This window comes from Methanothrix soehngenii GP6 (genome assembly GCF_000204415.1).
GTDB classification, from domain to species: Archaea; Halobacteriota; Methanosarcinia; order Methanotrichales; family Methanotrichaceae; genus Methanothrix; species Methanothrix soehngenii.
Genome location: NC_015416.1, coordinates 2015406 through 2034702 on the forward strand (window position 1 = coordinate 2015406; position 19297 = coordinate 2034702).

The window sequence follows — 19297 nt, forward strand, 5'->3', positions numbered from 1 at the left end:
CATATTCTATGTTAGATGATTGAGGTTAAAAAAGCAAGCCATTGTGCCTACAAAATTCGATATCATATGGTATTTAGTATAAAATATAGAAGAAAATTGCTTCAGGATATCGATCGCATTAATTATATCAAATTCGTATGCAGTGAGATCGGTGAACGATACTATTTCGATTTCGATGCAATTGGTACTGATGGTGATCATGTTCATATCTTTGTTGGAGCAGCGCCAAGATATTCGCCATCAAAGGTTATGCAAATTGTAAAAAGTATAACCGCAAGAGAGTTTTTTAAGAAGTATCCTGAAGTGAAAAAACAGCTTTGGGGTGGCGAATTTTGGAGCGATGGAGGTTATGTTGGAACAGTAGGTGATGGTGTTATGGCCGACACTATACGGAATTACGTTGAAACTCAAGGATCGCCTGAAGAAAAGGAAGCATATAAGCAAATGAACTTGTTAGATTTCGAATGACGGCAAACGGCGCGAACATGCCCCGCTGCTTGCAGCGGGGTGCGCTGTTTGACTATAAAAACAGGTCATTTCAGGATAAGGACTATAATTAGAGAATTCCGAAAAACCCCATTTAATCGATAACTATAAATACTATTGTTAGTATATAATGTTACATGAGGAACCTCACTGATTTTGCCCTTCGTCTGGAATACGAACGGGTCAAAGATCTTGGAGATAAGCTGGTCGATATTGGGGGTAGACTAAATTGGGAAGGCTTCAGACCGCCGCTTGAAGCTATGTACAGGAACAATACCGAATGCGGCGGCCGACCGAATCTCGATGTGATCGTGATGCTCAAGTCGCTTTTCATTCAACAGCTATACAGCCTATCCGATGAGCAGCTTGAACGGGAAATTGCCGATCGCATCTCGTTTAGAGTGTTTCTTGGCACAACGGAGACTGTTCCAGATTCCACAACGATATGGAAGTTCAGAGAACGCCTTGCTGAGACCGGTGCAGACCAGAAAATATGGGCTGAGATGCAAAGGCAACTTGATGCCATGAAACTCAAGGTGCAAAAGGGAATCATGCAGGATGCCACGTTCATAACATCTGATCCTGGCCATGCCAAAGCAGATACTCCTCGTGGCGATGAAGCCAAGACCAGGCGAAGTAAAGATGGAGCATGGGCGAAAAAAGGAACTAAATCCTTTTTCGGCTACAAGCTGCATGATGCCATGGACGAGAAATTTGGTTTGATTAGAAGGATCGAGGTTACAGCTGCTAATGTCCATGATAGTCAAGTAGATTTAGCAGAAGAAGGCGAAGTTCGCTATGCGGATAAAGGATATTCTGGCGCGAAGACAAAAGGATATGATGCAGCCATGAGAAAAGCCACCCGAGGCCATCCTTTAAGTTACAAGGATGAAATGCGCAACAAGCGGATCTCCAGTAAAAGATCGCCTGTAGAGAGGTTCTACGCTTTCATCAAGTGTGTCTGCAAAGCAGGGCATGTCGCTGTTACTACAGTTGCCAGAGTTCGAGTCAAGATGATGATTACGGGTATCGTTTTCAATGTCTATCATTTGGCCTCGGCCAAAAGCAAAATGGTGGTTTAGCTTTAGCTGTCGAAAAAATATGGAAAATAAGAGGAAAATGAGGGATTCAGGAGGCAAGAGCTGGAAAAATTAGAGTGAAAACGTCAAAATATTGACGGATTCCATTATGGGGACCATCGACATCACGTTAATCGGAATCCTCATTAGCATAAAACTTATAATTTGGTATGCAAACATTTTGCAGGAATAAAGATTAAATAGACGAAATTCGGATTGTTTATTTTATATTGCTAGGACTGAACTTTGCAGATTCTAGCCCTATCCACAAAAACCTGCATGTCTTCAGCCCCCGGTTTGAACAGATGTGATACTCGAATATGACTAAGAATTGAATGAGAGGTTTAAATCGTGATAAATCGAGCCGTTATCTGGACTCTGATAGCCTTCATCTCCTTCGCAGGCATAGCCTTAGGTGGATATGATCTATCCGGAAGCGAAAAAGCAGAGAGCCTTAGCACTTCCAGCTCCGCCTTGCAGGGAATTGAGGCTGGCGCCGGCGCTCTTGCCGGTGCAGAGATACCACAAATGACTGCCACCGCAGCAGGAACTGAGCAAGCCTTCTCTACCACACAGACACCGACAAACACTGAGCTGTTGACGCTCCTGCCCTTTGATGCCGAAGCCAGCCAATCCACGCACGTCTTCTTCAAAGGGAGCTATTTGGGATGGAACGGATTTGAAGTTCAATATCCCCGCGCCTCTCCCGGCCTATGGATTGAAAGATCGGTGAGCTGGTCTTGGTACGCCACTATGCCTCTGGGCAGCTGGGCACGGGAGCTTCTCTATGTGCCGACAGCTTCTCCGATCTCCATATTTGAGATTTATCCCAGCGGATATGTAATGAAGCACGACCTGGGATCAGTCCCGCCGGGATACTACTATATCTGGTATTATGCGGACACTCCGGGCAGGCATCTAAGCTTATTCGCATTAAGCAACAGTGTTAGCAATGCTGTGACCATCGACGTGTATGGCATTTACCATCAGAAGGTAACCCCCACCGACCCTAAGAAGGAATGCGAGAAGAACTCCTACTGCCATTGGGTGAATGGCCAGTGCCTTTGCACTATGCCAGATCCTGTTGATCCGGAAAAGGAGAAGTGCGAGCAGAAATCCTACTGTGATTGGGTGAACGGCCAGTGTCTCTGCACTATGCCAGATCCTGTTGATCCGGAAAAGGAGAAGTGTGAGCAGAAATCCTACTGTGATTGGGTGAACGGCCAGTGCCTTTGCACTATGCCGGATCCCGTTGATCCGGAAAAGGAGAAGTGCGAGCAGAAACCCTACTGCGATTGGGTGAACGGCCAGTGTCTCTGCCGCGGCTTAAACCCCATACCTGAACCCTCTCCCGAACCCGATGAGGCTACGATCTGTCAGCAGAACCCCTATTGCAATTGGGTAAATGGTCAGTGCTTTTGCACAGGATTAAGAGACTCTAGCAGCGGTGGTTTATTAGGGAATTCTGCGGAGGCTCAGACTCAGATTTAGACAATCCTTATATCTTTTTTTTGCCACTGCATATTATTCCATGTAAAGGAGGCATTGACAGAAACTATAAATCTTCCGGCGTACTTCATTAGTCTTGGCCGCCCAGGATGTATTCCCGGGTTTTTGATTTCGGTAGGACCCAGTCCCGATCGCGGGCTTAAATAGGAGGCATGTGGGGAATGCTGAGAGAACTGGATGATAAGAGAGGCGAACTCGGACAGAAGTCCCTTGGCCTCAAGGATGGACCGAGGGAGCAAAACGCTGAGGCTAGCAAGTGGGCCGCCAGGCGAAATGAGCTCAACCAGGCCACTGAACAGCTGATCGATACGGCACAGGATTTCAAGAAGCTGCGGGACGAATGCAATAAGAATGTGGCACAGTCCAAAAGGAAGTGGGATGAGTGCAATGAGTTGGTCAGCCAGCTCTATCAAAAGATCGACTCAATCCGAAAACAGCACAGCAACCACCGCGCCGGTGAGCGGTCCATAACCGACCTGCGCCGGGAGATAGATTATCTGGAGTTCCGGCAACAGACTGAGGTCTTAAGCCCGGACAAAGAGAAGCAACTGGTCAACAAAATTGCTGCCCTGCAGGCGGAGTTCAATGGAAGAAAAGAGGAGCTTGAGAAGACAGAGGAGATGAAAAAGCTGCTGGATGAAGCGCAATCCTTGAGAGACCAGGCATCCAGCTACCACGATAAAGTGATCAACTTCGCTGAAATGGCCCAGGAATGCCACGATCAGATGATCAGCAACTTCAAAGAGGCCGATCAGACTCGGGCCGAAGCCGATGCCGCTCAAAGGGAGTTCTTGAAGGCTCTGCAATGAAGAGTCCTCACAAATGTCCTATTCAAAGGATCTCTGAGCTGGAGAGCATTGTAGGCAGGCTAAGTCCTGTGCAGAAGATGCTTTTAGGGACCGATGGGTCCGTGACCAGCCTTCTGGAGATTCTCACCGGAAGTCCCATCGAGATCGAAACGTTAGCACAAGAGATCATCCCTGCAGACCAAGCGGTGGCAAAAGAGCTGAACCTGAATCCCGGAGAAGATGTCAACTATCGGGTGGTGAAGCTGAAGAAGGCAGGGACAGGCGAAACTCTCATTTATGCTGTATCTCACACGCCTCTAAAAAGGCTGGAGGATAGCTTTCGGGACGACCTAACCCGAGCAGATATTCCAATTGGAGTCATCCTGAAAAAGCACAAAATCGAGTCCAGACGAGAAATTAACAGTGCAGGATTCCTGCAGGCCGACAGGAAGCTGGGCCAGATCTTCAACATCTTTCCAAAGGAGCTAGCGCTCCAGCGCAATTATAAAATCATCCGGCAAGGAGAACCGCTGATAGCTATTGAGGAGACGTTCCCCTACAACAGTTTTCAGGATGCCAATAGAGTGGTGATAGAGACTCCAGCCAGGATCCATTTGACTCTGACCGATCTGACTGGCACATCCGGCCGCGTGGATGGTGGAGCAGGAATCACACTGGACGAGCCAGGGATCCTGCTTGAAGCGGAGAGAAGCAATGAACTCCTGGTCACGGGAGAAAATGCCGACCGGGCTAAGGCTGCCGCCCAGGCAGTAATGGAACGCTTTGGCCTGGGAGGAGCGCGGCTGACCTTGAGAGAGAATTATAAAATGCATGTGGGCCTGGGCAGGGGAACGCAGCTTGGCATTGCAGCAGGAAAAGCGATCTGCGAGCTTTATCATAAGGAGGTTGGCGTGCGGGAGATCGCCAGGACCATCAACCGCGGCGGAACAAGCGGGATCGGGACAGCGGCCTTCGATATGGGCGGCTTTATAATCGATGGAGGGCACACCTTTGGACCGGGCAGAGAGAAGACGGATTTCAGGCCTTCGTCTGTCTCATCAGGCATTCGCCCGGCGAGAGCGACAGCTCGCCACGATTTTCCCCAGGACTGGAATATACTGCTCGCAATACCCGAGGTTCCCAGGGGCGCTCATGGCCAGCAGGAGGCGGATATCTTCAAAAAGTACTGCCCATTGCCTCCAGCCGAAGTTCATGAGCTCTGCTACCAGATCCTTGTGAGGATACTGCCTTCTGTGGTGGAAGAGGATCTGGATGAGTTTGGAGCGGCGATAAACCGGATTCAAGAGATCGGATTCAAGAGGATCGAGATAATGCTCCAGCATCCCCTGGTGCGCAGCCTGATGGAAGAGATGAGAGCAGCGGGATCTGCTTGCGCCGGCCTCAGCTCCTTTGGGCCGACGGTTTATGTCATCACCGATACCCAGACAAGAGACATCGAGTCCGCAGCTCATGATGTAATGAGATCTGTGGGAGGAGAGGTCATGATCACAAGAGCCCGAAATGAAGGGGCTCGGATCAGGGCGCTCCAATGATTCTATTCACGACTGATCTCCGCCTGAGCCCATCCGGCTCAGATGGTTCCGTCTATGATATCTATCTGCCATTCTTGGGCCCTCTAAAAAAATCTGACTAAACAAAAAAAATAAATCCTTCTGCGTGCTAATAACGAACAATGGATTCAGATCAGGCCGCAATTTTTATTATCATATCCATTGCTTTTGCCTTTTTCATCTGGGGGCGATGGCGCTACGACCTGGTTGCCATGATGGCACTGCTCACATCGGTCATTGCAGGCGTCGTGCCCTGGAGCCAGGCGTTTTCCGGTTTTGCTCATCCTGCCGTTATTACCGTAGCGGCTGTGCTTATAATCAGCCGTTGTTTTCTGGAATCCGACTTAATTGAATTCATCTTCCGGCATATCTCGAAGTCGAACCGCTCAGTCAATAGTCAGGCTCTCTCCCTGACCGGTCTGGTGGCCCTCCTCTCAGGATTCATGAACAACGTGGGTGCCCTGGCCCTTCTTATGCCTTTAAGCATCCGCATCTCTCGCTCCGGCGGCAGCTCGCCATCCCTCTACCTTATGACCCTGGCCTTCGGCTCGCTTCTGGGCGGCCTGATCACCCTCATTGGAACTCCTCCTAACATCATCATCTCCACTTTCAGGGCAGATAATCTTGGACAGCCATTCACTATGTTCGATTTTACGCCCGTCGGCCTGGGAGTAGCATTCGTCGGCCTGGTCTTCATTTCATTGATAGGATGGAGGCTAACCCCCATACGCCAGGGGCAGGCCTCCGGGGAAGAGGAATTTGAGGTTGAAAACTACTATACCGAGGTGAGAATCCCCCAGACTTCGATGACATCGGGCAAGAGCATCCATGAGCTTTTGTCTGCAGCAGGATCTGATATCCAGCTCCTGGGACTATGGAGAGAACAGCAATGCTTGCCGGATTTGAATGGTAGTGAGGCTCTCTTGCCGGATGACATTCTGATCATCAAGACCAACGTCGATGCCCTGGACAAATTGCTCAAATCCGCCAATCTTGAGCTGGTGGGCTCAAAGGAGGCAGGAGCGATTCAGTCAGAGAGGATCGGCTTGATGGAGGTAGTGGTGATGAACAGCTCCCTTCTGGCAGGAAAATCCGCAAACAGCATCTGCATGCGTCGGCACTATGGTGTCAATCTGATCGCTGTGGCCGGCCACGACTCCAAAAGCCTGAAGCGCCTGAGCCAGATCATTTTTCATCCAGGGGATGTTCTGCTCCTGCAGGGCTCAGCGGATTCCCTGCCTGGAATTGTGGAACTGTTGGGTTGCCTGCCGCTGGCAGAGCGCAGCCTAAAGCTGGGCCAGGCAAAAAATATGATTCTGCCTTTGGTCATCTTTGCTCTTGCCATCATCGGCTCAGCTTTGGGCCTGCTTCCCGTGGAGGTTGCTTTTGTCGGCGCGGCAACGGTCATGGTCCTGATTGGAATCCTGACTTTGCAGGAGGCTTATGAGAGCATAGACTGGTCGATCATCATTCTCCTGGGAGCAATGATTCCCGTCAGCCAGGCTCTGGAGAGCAGCGGAGGAGCGGAGCTGCTTGCCGGGAACCTGCTGCAGGTCTTTGGCCAGTTTCCCGCAGCGGTCATTTTGACTGTCCTGCTGGTCTGGACAATGGTCCTCACAAATGTGGTGAACAATGCAGCGGCAGCCGTCCTCATGGCTCCAATCGCCTATGACACGGCCCTGGTCATCGGTGCGTCTCCCGATCCTTTTTTGATGACGATAGCCATTGGCGCTTCATGCGCTTTCCTGACCCCGATAGGCCACCAGTCCAACACTCTAGTGATGGGGCCAGGGGGCTATAAGTTCGGCGACTACTGGCATATGGGCCTGCCGCTATCTATTATCGTCACCGCGGTGGCAATTCCCTTGATATTATGGTTCTGGCCGTTGTTCTAATAAGAACGGTATCCAGTATCCGGCGCAGTCTAAGAACAGGTCGACAGGAACTTCTGGCTCAAGACAGAGATTTATTAGCTAGAAAATATCTGACCTGTATTCGGAGTATCCTGAAGCAATTAAAAATTTATTTAGTATTTGATTATGCGATCGAAAATATCTTATATTCAAACGGTTTGAATAATGTGTCTCCGGATAGGTGCCTGTTTATGAACTGCAGAATTGCCAGCAACGAGGTATTAAGCTTGATATCCGATATCCAGGATAGGCTTAATGACCTTAAAAAATGGGATTTTAGCGATAAAAGCAATTCAGAAGAGATTCTGTACGATCCCTTGAGACAGGCAAAGGCGGTCTTTGATTCACTGCTTGCCAATGATTCAGCAAATGCCCAGAATAATGAATCCCCCCTGGGATTGCAGCCCCATCTAAAAGATGAAAAGCCCAAATCCTTTCAATCTGCAGAACAGGACCCTGAAGAGAATACCATGGCTCCTGCCAGCGACAATCGTCCCTTGCCATTTATGCTCGTGCACATCAGCTCGGATCAGCGCTACCTTTTCGTCAACCAATCCTACGCCAACTGGTTGGGCCTTGATAGCTCAGAGATGGTGGGCCGGCATATCTCCGATATCCTGCCCGAGGAGATATACCAGACATATCTTCCTCTCATCCAGCGGGTCCTCTCAGGTGAGGAGGTGATCTCCTGCATAACCTTCCCCTCAGGAGATCGTCTGAAGTATCAGGACATAACCCTGATACCCCAGCTTGACGAATCCGGCTCTACCATAGCATATTTTGCCGTTATCAAGGATATAACCGATCATAAGCTTAACGACGATGAGCTTCGCAGATCGAAGATGGAGCTGGAGGAAAGAGTCGCCTGGAGGACGAAGGAGCTCGAGCTAGCAAACTCAGCTCTCGAGAGATCAAGAGACTATCTGGATATGATAATCAACTCCATCAGCGATCCGATATTTGTCATAAACAGAGAACATCGTCTGGTGCTCGTCAATGCCGCTTTTTGCAGGCTCATGAGCCTCCCTAAAGAGGATCTCTTAGGCGAGGAGGTGCACGATTTCTGCTTCTCCAGGGAGATGGCAGACGACCACTGGCAGAGAAACGAAGAGGTCTTTAACAGCCGCAGGGAGACTGTAGTTGAGGAAATCCATTCCTATTCTCCAGGTGCTCCAGCCACTGTTCTCATCAAGAGGATACCCATCATTGATTCCGATGGAAAATGGCTTATTGTGGGCATAATAAGAGATATCACCGATATAAAGAAGGCCCAAGAGAGGATACGCTTCCAAGCCGATCTTTTAGAGCAGGTCCATAACACTGTGATCGCAACAGACCTGGAAGGGAATATAATCTACTGGAATAAGTCTGCAGAGACCCTCCTGGGCTGGAAGTCGGAGGAGGCTATGGGCAAGAATATCGCTGAGACCGTAGTGCCGGAATGGGGACTTGACAAGATGAACAGGGTGATCTCAGACCTTATCAAAGACAGAGGCAACTGGGATGGAGAGTTCTACTTCAAGAAGAAGGATGGCAGCACTGTGCCCTTCCATCAGTGCTTTAGCAGCATAAGAGATGGCCGGGGAGAGCTCATCGGTCTGGTGGGGGTGGCTGTGGATTTGACCGAAAGAAAGCATATAGAGGAGGCACTGAAAAAAGCAAAGAGGGAGGCAGAAGAGGCAGCCAGAGTCAAATCGGATTTCTTAGCCAACATGTCCCATGAGATCAGAACCCCCATGAACGCCATAATAGGAATGACCAGCCTCCTTTTGGAGGAGCCGCTGACGCCAGAACAAAGAGACTGCATCGAGGTAATTGAGACCAACGGCGACGCCCTCTTAACAGTGATCAATGATATCCTCGACTTCTCCAAGATGGAAAACAATAAGACCGTTCTGGAGGAGTGTCAGTTCGCTATTGCTCAGTGTGTTGAAGATTCCCTGGATCTGGTGGGGATCAATGCCGCTAATAAAGGCCTAAACCTGGCTTATTCAATCGACAAAAGCGTTCCTGAAATGATCGTAGGCGACCCTTCCAAGCTCAAACAGGTGCTGGGAAACCTGCTCTCCAATGCAGTCAAGTTCACGGATAAGGGCGAGGTCGTGGTCACAGTCTCAGCTCAGGAGGTCGATGGCGATAATGTGATTCAATTCGAGGTTCGGGACACGGGGATAGGCATTCCACAGAATCGCATGAAGCTTCTATTCCTTCCTTTCAGCCAGATGGAGCCGTCGACCTCCAGGCTGTACGGAGGGACGGGCCTGGGACTGGCGATATCCAAGAGGCTGGTGGAGATGATGAAGGGAAGAATCTGGGCGGAGTCCAGTGAGGGTACAGGCTCCAGTTTCCATTTCACCATCAGAGCGCCTGCAGTGAAACTAAAGTTCGATTCGCCGGCAGCAACATCCCAGATGATAGGCAGAAGGGTTGTGATAATCGTGGATAACGAGACCACCCGGCGTATCCTGTGCAAACAGATCTGTGATTGGGGCATGATTCCGCTTATTACCTCATCTGCTTGGGAGGCAATCCAGTGCATTCAGCGGGGCGGTGTTGATATCGCTATACTGGACACGGATCTTTTGGACAATAGCGGCCTGGAACTGGCCGAGGAGATCCAAAGATGCATGAGGACCATGCCTCTGCTCCTGCTTACCACCCGGGGAAAGCAGGTGCCTGACGGTTATTCTCATCTGACCAAACCACTCAAACCAACTCAGCTGCATAGAGCATTGTCTGACATCCTTCCCAACAGCTCTGAAAAAGAGATAAGAAAAGAACCTGTCAAAAAAGAAAAACCTCAGATCAGCCCTCTGAGAATACTCCTGGCCGAGGATGATATGCCAAGCCAGTGGGTGGCCCAGAAGATGCTGAAAAGACTGGGATATAGGGCGGATACAGCATGTAACGGATCAGAGGTCCTTTTGGCTTTGGAGCAGCACGATTTCGATGTAGTACTTATGGACTGGAGGATGCCTGAGATGGACGGTCTGGAGGCTACGCGCATCATCCGCCAGCGCTGGCCTAAGAGCCAACTGAAGATCATAGCTCTCACCGCCTATGCCCTGCCTGGTGACATGGAAAAATGCCTTGAAGCAGGAATGGACGGATATATCAGCAAACCACTTCGAAAAGAGGATCTGGCTCGGGAGCTGGAGAAATATCAGAGAGATTCGACGTCGGTGTGATGATAATGATTAATAGCAATCAGCTCATAAGTCAATTTTAAATGAATTGCTTTCCCAGGCCGAATATAGTTATAAGCAGATGCATAGAGTTTGATCACTGCCGCTATGACGGGAGCATGATAACGAGCGATTTTGTAGCAGCTCTCAAGCCTCATGCCCACTTCATCCCGGTATGCGCGGAAATGGAGATAGGCCTTGGAGTTCCCAGAAGCTCTATTCGGATTGTGTCTGTTAAGGGAGAGCTCAGGCTCATCCAACCGGCCACCGGTCTGGATGTGACCGATAGGATGGTATCGTTCTCCAGGAGCTTCCTTTGTTCGCTATCTGGAATTGATGGATTCATTCTGAAGTTCCGCTCGCCATCCTGCGGCATGAAGGATATCAAGGTTTACTCCAGCCAGGACGGTCCAAGCACTGCAACCAAAGCAGCTGGCTTTTTCGGAGGAGCTGTGGTCAAGAGTTTTCCAGATCTGGCCATTGAGGATGAGGGAAGGCTGAGAAACAACAATCTCAGAGAGCATTTTCTGACCAGGATCTTCACCTTGGCCGCCTACAGAGAGGTGGAAAGAGAGGTCAATATGGCAAAGCTCATTCGCTTTCATTCCACCAACAAGCTGTTGCTGGCAGCACACAGCCAGAAGGAGGCGAAGGTCCTGGGAAATATAGTGGCCAACCGGGAGGGAAAGGATATTTCAAAGCTCCTGGGAGAGTACCATGAGCATCTGGCAATGGCATTGATGAGGCCTCCCAGGTACACTTCCAAAGCCAATGTGCTCATGCACTCCCTGGGATACTTCTCCCATGAGCTATCCTCTGCCGAGAAAGCCTTCTTTCTGCAGAGCATTGAGAAGTACAAGCAGAAGAAGCTTCCGTTCAGCGCACCGCTCTCCATCCTGCAGAGCTGGATTGCCCGCTTCGATGAGGAGTATTTGAAGGAGCAGACCTTTTTCGAGCCCTTTCCAGAGAAACTGATAGAGCTCTGCCGGGACACTCAATGCGAATGGGCGGGAGCAGATCTATTTGAAGGGAGAAAAGCGGGCAGAGCTGATTAAATTGATCCAACTGGCTCTTCGCTGTATCGAGTGGGTAGCGGGATAATTAACACTGGTGGTTTACGGAATACGGAATAAAACCGCAGAGGCGCAGAGCGCACGGAGGACGAACGAACGGAGACGACTATTCGCTCAGAAATATGCTATTTTTTCAAGTGCTGGTAATAAGGCAAATTTTCACGTCTCTGCGAACTCTGCGGTTAATATTCGTAGCTGAATATTCAAACACATGGTAGTTACGGAAAAAAACCTCAGAGTCACAGAGCGCACAGAGGATCATGAAAAAATGTCGAATTCCTGTGAATAGCGCACGAACCCACACCAAATAGCGAGGAGCCATCCAACTTTATTAGCTCTCATTGCTATTCCCTTTCATCATTCCCATCCCATCATCATCCCATCTTCCGGAGATATCGCTCTTCCGAACGATCACCCTTCAGAGACGATCACCTTTCCAGAGCCGCTGACCATCTGGCTGACATTCCTGGGATTGCCCTTATAGTAAACGCTTCCGCTGCCGCTTATCAGGGCATTCAGCTCATCCATGGCGTTTACCTGAGCCATTCCAGAGCCGCTGATGGTTACATCAGACCGGTCTGTCATAAGATCATAGCCGTGCATCGTCCCCGAGCCGCTGATCATAATATCGCTGTCTTTTGTCACGCCCTTCAAGAGGGCATCGCCCGAGCCCGATATTGTCGCCCGAAGATCCTGGCAGAGGATGTTCAGTTCCATGCTTCCCGAGCCGCTCATGCCAAGGCTGAGAGCATCAGATTCTATAGGGGACCGGCTGATGATCCTCCCAGAGCCGCTGATGCTTATGCTCTCCAGCACTGGGGTGGAGGCGAAGATCTTGATGGGCTCATGGGGATTTATGCAGTCCGCCCTTTGATATATGGTGAGCTTTCCGCCAGAAACATCGGTTTTCATATATTGAATGATATTATCCTCTGCCTCAATTCTCAAATGCTTCTCCTCCTGGACGAGATAGACATCACCGATTCCCGCCAGGTCGATGCTGCTGAAGTCGTCAACCGTCCTGTTCTCAAAAGCATAACTTCCTGATCCCTGAATGCAGCCGGGCATAATGCAGCCGCTGATAAAAACCAAAAGGACTATGCTTATTGCGCTTATGAGGATGATCTGCTCGATCAATGGTTTCATCATTGCACCTGATCCAGACGAATATGCGTCTATTCTTTATTCAGAGCACTAAATAATACATTAGAGAAGCTGCTACTGGAAGGACGATGTTATCGTTGACCTTTAAGGGGAGCGATTCAATGATGCTGGACAGGAGCACAATGGCTAGGGTCCCTACAGTCGGCAGCACCATAAATGCACCCATAGCCCCTGCGGCAAAGCCAACAGTTCCCTCAAAGGTCTTGCTCTCATTCCAGGGCAGCTTATGTCTGCCATAGCTGCTTCCCATAAATGTGGCAAGGCCGTCGCCCATAGCCAGTATGATGATAACAGCGATCGCTGCCGCTGGATGGTCCCTCAAAAGGCCCAGGGCAAAGAGGACTCCAAGGGCATTGTAAAGCGCTCCCTCACCCGGGATCTCTCCCTCCCGGCCCACGTTTTCCACCCATTCCTTCATCCCTGGTACCTTAATCCCGGATGCGATCAGATGAATGAGCAGGATCTCTGTGCATGTCAATAAGAGGACAAAGATCGATGTCGTCCGGATGCCAAAAATCCAGATCAAAAGGCATGTAGCCAGGTTGGAAGCAATATGCAGAGCTTTTCTCGCCCGCTCATCATCTCTGTTTTTTGCCTTCCTCTCCCGGAAGACTATTGCCTCGGCAACGGCATATCCCAGGCCGGCGATGGCAACAACCAGCCCCAGGTCCAGCCACCACATCTCTTTCCCTGATACCTGGTAGCTGCCGAAGATAAGTCCCACGAAATACAATACGGGAAATATCAGATTTCCCAGGAGGGGAAACAGGATCGAGAACCAGCCACTGAGTATCTCAATCCGGGTGCTTCCCCCTACACCTATGAAGACCTCCATGGCAGTGGCTATCAACATTGCAGCGATGATGCTGACGAGGAGGAGCTTGAAGCGCTCGGTCGAGGTTGGATTGGAATGGGACAAGGGCTCTCCTGATCGATAGCAACCATGTAGCTGATCGATATCGGGCAATTGACCCGGAGGTATATAAAAGAATGGTGTGCTTCATTGCCGCCTGATAAGGGATTATTAAATCAGAGTGAATCAGGATAAATCAGTATCAAAGAGCTATGCCGGTTCAATTCGATCCCCGTTTAGGTCCGACAGTATTCCCCTTCCAGCCAGAATTCCCGTTGCCGCTGCGCTCACTATCCCCCTAGACAGGCCCGCGCCGTCTCCTGCCACATATAGCCCTTTCAGAGAGCTCTGGAAGCTGCCATCCACCTCGATCTTCCGGGCATAGAACTTGATCTCGGGAGCATATACTAGGGTGGAGTCGGCATTAACTCCGGGGATGATCTGGTTTAGGATCTCCAGGCCCTCGATGATGTCCATCACTATCCGGTGAGGCAGGGCCATGGAAATATCCCCCGGGGTCACATCCTTGAGGGTATTCTCCACAGTGTTCCGGGCTATTCTCTCCTCAGTTGACCTGCGGCCCCTGTGCAGATCACCGAGCCTCTGGATGACCGGCTTATGCCCTCCAATGGTTGTGACCAGCTTTGCTATGGACATGCCATAAGCGGTGGTGTTCTCCACCGGCCGGGTAAGCTCCAGCCGAACCAGGAAGGCGAAGTTGGTGTTCTCAGACTTCTCTACTATCATGGAGTGGCCATTGGTGGCGATGAAATCAGGGTACTCCTCTTTGACCACAAAACCACCCGGATTGGTGCAGAAGGTCCGGACGAAGTCGTCGTACCTGCGAGTGACTATGTGAAACTTAGGGTCCCTGTTTATCCGGGTGATGGGATCCATTATGATCGAGGGCACCTCTATCCTGACACCTACATCCAGGGGCCCGTACCTGGCCTTGATAGCGTACCTGTCCAGGAGAATGCTGATCCATTGTGCTCCTATCCTGCCTGGAGCCAGCAGGATCCGGGAGGCCTTCTCCTCTGTGCCATCGGCCAGCCGGATTCCTGTGCACCTCTCGCCCTCAACAATCAGATCCTCCGCCCGGCAGTTCAGCCGGAACACAACTCCCCTCCGCTCCAGATCCATCTTGAACGCGGCTATTATCTCGGGCGTTCTGTCGCTGCCCATATGGCGCTGATTTATGGGCACAAAACGGGCTCCGGCAGCAGCCGCCTTTCGCCTGAGCTGTTCTTTATCGTATTCTGATGATTCAATGACCATGTTTGGCGCACCATATCTGAGAAAAGCGGAGTCGACCTCATCGATCAGCCTCCAGGCCTCGCTTTTCGCCAGGCTCTCCAGGTCACCTCCAATTGTGGGATGGAGGTTGAGAAGGCCATCAGAGAATGCGCCTGCTCCTCCCACCCCGCACATTATCTGGCAGGGATAACAGTGAAAGCAGTGGCCTCTATCCTTCATGGGACAGTTGCGATCCCGGATGTCCTTTCCCTGATCTATCACCAGTACTTTAGCATCTGACCTGGAAAGCTCTAAAGCGGCGAACAGTCCCGCAGGGCCGGCACCAACGATGATCACATCGACCATACAAAAATGATATTAGTGTTATGGCTATTTATATCTGCGTCTGAGCGAATATTAGCGATCGCGCGATTAACCTTCGGATCATTGTAATAAGAAAAGAAATCGAGATATCGCTTGTCCTTCTTGCCCAGATCTTTTCCGCTTCTGATTTTGTCTACAATAAGGGCATTGAGGAGCCTGCCTCATACAAGGGTATATAAGGACCATCAGCACGAGCGAGAGCACATCCATGTCGCAAGATCAGTTGGCACAACCCCCATCACGGTTATGGGAGATCGCCCAGCTGTCGTTTGCGCACCTCGTTAATGATATCTATGCTCCGGTGCTGATGGCACTTCAGCCGCTTCTCATCACCACCCTCGGGTACAGTTATGTCCAGGCCGCGCTCCTCCCGGTGATGCACAGCCTGATCTCCTCGCTGCTCCAGCCGGTCTTCGGTAGTCTCGCAGACAAGCGAGGGTTTCGGGTCAGTGTGGCAGTCTCCATCCTCCTCTCTGGCTGCGGGATAGCCGTTCTGGGCCTGCTATCGAACCACTACCTGGCCATGCTCGGCTGCGTCGCAATCGCCTCTGTTGGCGCTGCAACCTTCCATCCGGGTGCACTCTGCAAGGTAGCTTCGATTGCTGTCTTGAGTAACCGGGGCCGTCTCACCTCTTTCTTTATCGTGGGCGGAAACCTCGGTCATGCTCTCGGACCGATCCTTGCCGGCATAGTGATCACGGCTGGAGGCCTTTCTGCTATAACCTGGCTTTTGATACCTGCTGTGATCGGCGCACTTCTCCTCCTTATTCGTCCGATCCCAGACACCTGCCCGGTGGCGGCACGACAGGCAGAGTCCGACGGCGAGGAGAACTGGAAGCCGGTGATCCTTCTCTTCACCGGCTCTACGCTCCGCTCCTGGGTCACCGTCGGGACGATGACCTTCCTCCCCACCTACCTTGTCCTGAACGGGTACCCTCTGCTTGAGGCAACCTTCTTCATCAGCTCCATGCTCTTAGCTGGGGTTGTCGGGCAGCTTGCCGGAGGCTACTTCTCCGATCGGGTGGGCCGGAAACCGGTAGTTATCGCGACAACTCTGTGTTCCATCCCGGCTTTTGCCGCGATTCTTCTGACGAATGATGCGCTTCAGATTTTCGCGATACTCTGCTTCGGGTTTTTCCTCTGGGCCTCGTTCTCGGTGACGATTGCCATGGCTCATGAGCTTATGCCGAGCAAGATTGGCCTGATCTCGGGCCTCTTCATGGGTATCGCTATGGGCGCTGGCGGCCTTGGTGTCTCGGTATCGAGTGCCATTGCCGACCAGTTCGGGCTCACCGCCACCCTTTCCGTCTTCCCCTTTCTGATCCTCCTGGCAGCTTTGCTCTTTTCAGCCGTTGGATACCCGCGGAGGCTTTCATAAAAAATAGGGGGGATGGTCAACTTATCCATCCTCGAATCGGTTTCAGGTCTCTACTCCCAGCACCTTCAGGGGGTGCACGCCCGCGCCCTGGAGGGCCTGTAGCTCCTCCGTGCTTTCCAGGTGGAACTCCTTGATGGTGGAGACGAACTCTTCCGGAGAGTCGGCGGCGTCCATCAGGACAAAGTCCTCCTTCAGCCTGTAGGCCCAGCTTGGCCAGGTATCTATGTTGCTCATGTTTCCGGCCTTGTTGAAGTCGAACCCGAGGACCAGGCCGTCACCAGATTTGGACGAAGCGTCCCAACGGATGAATATGCCTGCGACTCTGGTGCCGTTATACTTCTCCGTCAGAGCGCTTGTCTCATCTTCGGTAAGGCATTTGACGAAGATGCCGCTCTTTCCAGGAGTGCAGTCCCAAGCGATCTGGAAGTAGTCATCTTTGCACCAGTTGGGACAGGCTATTACCTTGTAGCTCTGGTTGGCAGGGTCATCGATGGGGAGCTCTTTTTCCATGTACCTCGCGAGCAAGAAGCCGCTGGAGACTCCAGGGCAGAGGTGGTCGTGGAGCTGGACGGCCTTCATGAAGACATATGGGGTTTTCTCGTGGGTCCAGACATTGGCGATGGGCAGCATGTGGCTGAAGTTGCCCGGCTCCCAGGTCTCGACGTTGGCGAGGACGGTCTCTGCATCGATCTTATCCTTATCCTGGATCTCGAAGCCGGAGGCGTCAGCGTTCATCTTCATGTATACCGCCTCTCCGGTGTTCTTGTTGAAGAAGCCGAACCAGAGGGGCTTCCAGGGTGCGCTCAAGATGTTGACCAGGTTCTCCTTTCCAGGAGTGCAGCCGGAGACTTCCACCACGGCATCAAGGCACATATCGGTCGTCTGGCCGTCGATTACCGGATATCCGGCGTTGGTAAGGGCCAGGACGTTCACATCTCCCTTCTCAAACCCCAGTTCGGTCATGGCATAGTTTGTTGCATTCGTGCCGAGCTGATACATGTCCACCCCTTCGGCCAGAGCCATACCAGGCACCAGGGCCAAAAGGAGCAGAACCGTTACTGCAAATTTCTCCATTTTCACTTTATCGCCTCATCTTCGGTACTGTGCTTGCAATCTGTGAATAGTCGCAGACGTGGAGATGTTAATCTGAATAGTTTATAACTTTTTTGGAAAAAATTCATACTTGATATGAATAAATATAAATTTTGCTTATAACAATTTTTCAGCGCCGAAATGGCAGAAGAGGGGGGCGTCCGGGGGCAAGCATTGCACCGAGAGCCACGCCCCCAATTGTAGCTCTGTGCAGAGGTGATCGTAAAAAGATTTAGGGAGATTTGAGGACATGATGCTCAGGGATGATGAGCGTATCCGCCCTTTTCTCCTGTTGCCGTGGGACGGACGAACTGCATTCCCTTGTTCGAGCCCATTATGCATAGAGGCATGGCCTTCTCAAAGTCCATTCCATTCTCAGGAGAGAAGAACCTGTCGTCAGCCTCCAGGTGCACCACCCGGCCAACGATTAGCACATACTTCTCTCGGGCTATCTCCTCTTCCACAGTGCATTCAGCCCAGGCCAGGCAGCCCTCGATTCCTGGTGGCTTGACCTTGACTGAGGGTCTGGCCACTAGACCCGCTTCCTTGAGTTCGTCGACCTCTGGGGGGAAGCTCTTAGCACAGGTCATGACTGCATCCTCCATCCCAGCTCTTGGCACATTGATCACAAACTCCCCCGTCTGGCGGATGTTTTCCAATGTGTCTCTTTTTAGCCAGGAGGCGATCAGCACCTCATCCAGTGGCCGGAGGACCGGGGTCACACAGGACCAGGGTGCCGCATTTCGCACTCCATCTTGAGAGATCGTAGATAAGAGCACTACCGGCAGAGGCATGATCTGCGACCTCTGATTCGGCTTCAGAATCATACCTTGATCACTCCGCCAGCAGCCGGTCCACGATCTCTTTCATCTCCGCCAGCTGGGGCACCTGGCTGCCCTTCAGACATGCCTGGAAGACATCGCGATCAAAAGGCACGCTGCCTATGACCTTCTTCCCGTCAACCAGGGACGAAAGCTCCGCAGCATCCTCATTCATCCGGTTGAGGATGAAGCAGACCGGCTTATTGATCTTCGCCCCCATCTCCGATATCTTCTCTGATAGCTGCACCGACTCGAAGCTGGGGTCTATGACCACCACTATCCGGTCGCTGCCCGCTTCCACCCCCCGGCCGAAGTGCTCGATTCCCGCATCCGTATCCACGATGACCTGCATTCCATCCGCTTTCAGTTTCTCGATGAACTCTCGGGCCAGGGCGCCCATGGGACAGGCACAGCCTTCGCCGTAGTCGTGGATCTTGCCGATGGCAACCAGCTTTATGCCATCCTCGCCCACAATCAGCTCCTGGGGTATATCATCTATCGAGAACTCCTGAAGAATGGAGAGCTTTTCTTTTCCCTCCGACCTCATAAATTTCATCAACCGCTCCCCCAGCCCCTTCTTGCCGCCCAGGGAGTCCATGAAGTCCCTGGGCTGGGGCAGGCCCAGCTGCTTGTAGAGGCCGAAATTGGACTCGTCGGTGTCCACCACCAGCACTTTCTCTCCTCTCGAAGCCATCTCCCGGGCGATAAGAGCGGAGACGGTGCTCTTTCCGCTTCCGCCTTTGCCGCAAATCACAAATTTCATCT

Annotated in this window: 15 protein-coding genes; 9 read left to right on the forward strand and 6 right to left on the reverse strand. The window is 51.4% G+C overall.

The features are described from left to right. Window positions 1-15: 15 nt before the first annotated feature. From tnpA to MCON_RS10100, 8 genes are all read left to right on the forward strand, one after another. Window positions 16-468, forward strand: coding sequence for an IS200/IS605-like element ISMco2 family transposase (gene tnpA, locus MCON_RS10065; RefSeq protein WP_013718496.1), 453 nt, complete (start codon window positions 16-18; stop codon window positions 466-468). A gap of 155 nt (window positions 469-623) precedes the next feature. Further along, on the forward strand, window positions 624-1568 hold the full coding sequence (locus tag MCON_RS10070) for an IS5 family transposase (RefSeq protein ID WP_013718511.1): 945 nt from the start codon (window positions 624-626) through the stop codon (window positions 1566-1568). 348 nt (window positions 1569-1916) lie between these two features. Next, complete coding sequence (locus MCON_RS10075; protein WP_013719867.1) at window positions 1917-3056, forward strand: hypothetical protein; 1140 nt, start codon at window positions 1917-1919, stop codon at window positions 3054-3056. A gap of 179 nt (window positions 3057-3235) precedes the next feature. Continuing rightward, on the forward strand, window positions 3236-3883 hold the full coding sequence (locus MCON_RS10080; RefSeq protein ID WP_013719868.1) for a coiled-coil protein: 648 nt from the start codon (window positions 3236-3238) through the stop codon (window positions 3881-3883). Beyond that, the gene (locus tag MCON_RS10085; protein WP_013719869.1) at window positions 3880-5415 is read left to right on the forward strand and encodes a beta-ribofuranosylaminobenzene 5'-phosphate synthase; all 1536 of its coding nucleotides are present in this window, start codon (window positions 3880-3882) and stop codon (window positions 5413-5415) included. The genes MCON_RS10080 and MCON_RS10085 overlap by 4 nt, the downstream gene beginning before the upstream one ends. A gap of 140 nt (window positions 5416-5555) precedes the next feature. Then, window positions 5556-7328 (forward strand): SLC13 family permease, encoded by a 1773-nt coding sequence (locus MCON_RS10090; protein ID WP_013719870.1) that lies wholly within the window; start codon window positions 5556-5558, stop codon window positions 7326-7328. Window positions 7329-7537: 209 nt separating this feature from the next. Then, window positions 7538-10534, forward strand: coding sequence for a PAS domain-containing hybrid sensor histidine kinase/response regulator (locus tag MCON_RS15290; protein WP_013719871.1), 2997 nt, complete (start codon window positions 7538-7540; stop codon window positions 10532-10534). Window positions 10535-10575: 41 nt separating this feature from the next. Next, window positions 10576-11586: a YbgA family protein gene (locus MCON_RS10100; RefSeq protein ID WP_013719872.1), complete on the forward strand. Its 1011-nt coding sequence runs from the start codon at window positions 10576-10578 to the stop codon at window positions 11584-11586. A 429-nt stretch (window positions 11587-12015) separates the two neighbouring features. On the opposite strand, the gene MCON_RS10105 is transcribed toward MCON_RS10100, so the two are convergent. The 3 genes from MCON_RS10105 to MCON_RS10115 form a co-directional block, all read right to left on the reverse strand. Next, on the reverse strand, window positions 12016-12753 hold the full coding sequence (locus MCON_RS10105; protein WP_013719873.1) for a head GIN domain-containing protein: 738 nt from the start codon (window positions 12751-12753) through the stop codon (window positions 12016-12018). A gap of 37 nt (window positions 12754-12790) precedes the next feature. Further along, window positions 12791-13687, reverse strand: a complete 897-nt coding sequence (locus MCON_RS10110) for a diacylglycerol/polyprenol kinase family protein (RefSeq protein WP_013719874.1) — start codon at window positions 13685-13687, stop codon at window positions 12791-12793. A gap of 144 nt (window positions 13688-13831) precedes the next feature. Next, entirely contained in the window at window positions 13832-15223 is a 1392-nt protein-coding gene (locus MCON_RS10115; RefSeq protein ID WP_013719875.1) for an NAD(P)/FAD-dependent oxidoreductase, read from the reverse strand. A gap of 226 nt (window positions 15224-15449) precedes the next feature. On the opposite strand from MCON_RS10115, the gene MCON_RS10120 reads away from it, so the two are divergent. Further along, the gene (locus MCON_RS10120; protein ID WP_048132325.1) at window positions 15450-16619 is read left to right on the forward strand and encodes an MFS transporter; all 1170 of its coding nucleotides are present in this window, start codon (window positions 15450-15452) and stop codon (window positions 16617-16619) included. A gap of 42 nt (window positions 16620-16661) precedes the next feature. Here MCON_RS10120 and MCON_RS10125 read toward each other — a convergent pair whose 3' ends face one another. The 3 genes from MCON_RS10125 to MCON_RS10135 all read right to left on the reverse strand — a co-directional run bounded on the left by MCON_RS10125 (window position 16662) and on the right by MCON_RS10135 (window position 19295). After that, window positions 16662-17693 carry an FmdE family protein gene (locus MCON_RS10125; RefSeq protein ID WP_157863777.1) on the reverse strand — a complete coding sequence of 344 codons (1032 nt, stop codon included), beginning with the start codon at window positions 17691-17693 and terminating at the stop codon, window positions 16662-16664. Between the two features lie 275 nt (window positions 17694-17968). Next, window positions 17969-18538, reverse strand: coding sequence for a flavin reductase family protein (locus tag MCON_RS10130; RefSeq protein WP_013719878.1), 570 nt, complete (start codon window positions 18536-18538; stop codon window positions 17969-17971). 7 nt (window positions 18539-18545) lie between these two features. Then, on the reverse strand, window positions 18546-19295 hold the full coding sequence (locus MCON_RS10135) for an ATP-binding protein (RefSeq protein ID WP_013719879.1): 750 nt from the start codon (window positions 19293-19295) through the stop codon (window positions 18546-18548). Between the last annotated feature and the right edge of the window lie 2 nt (window positions 19296-19297).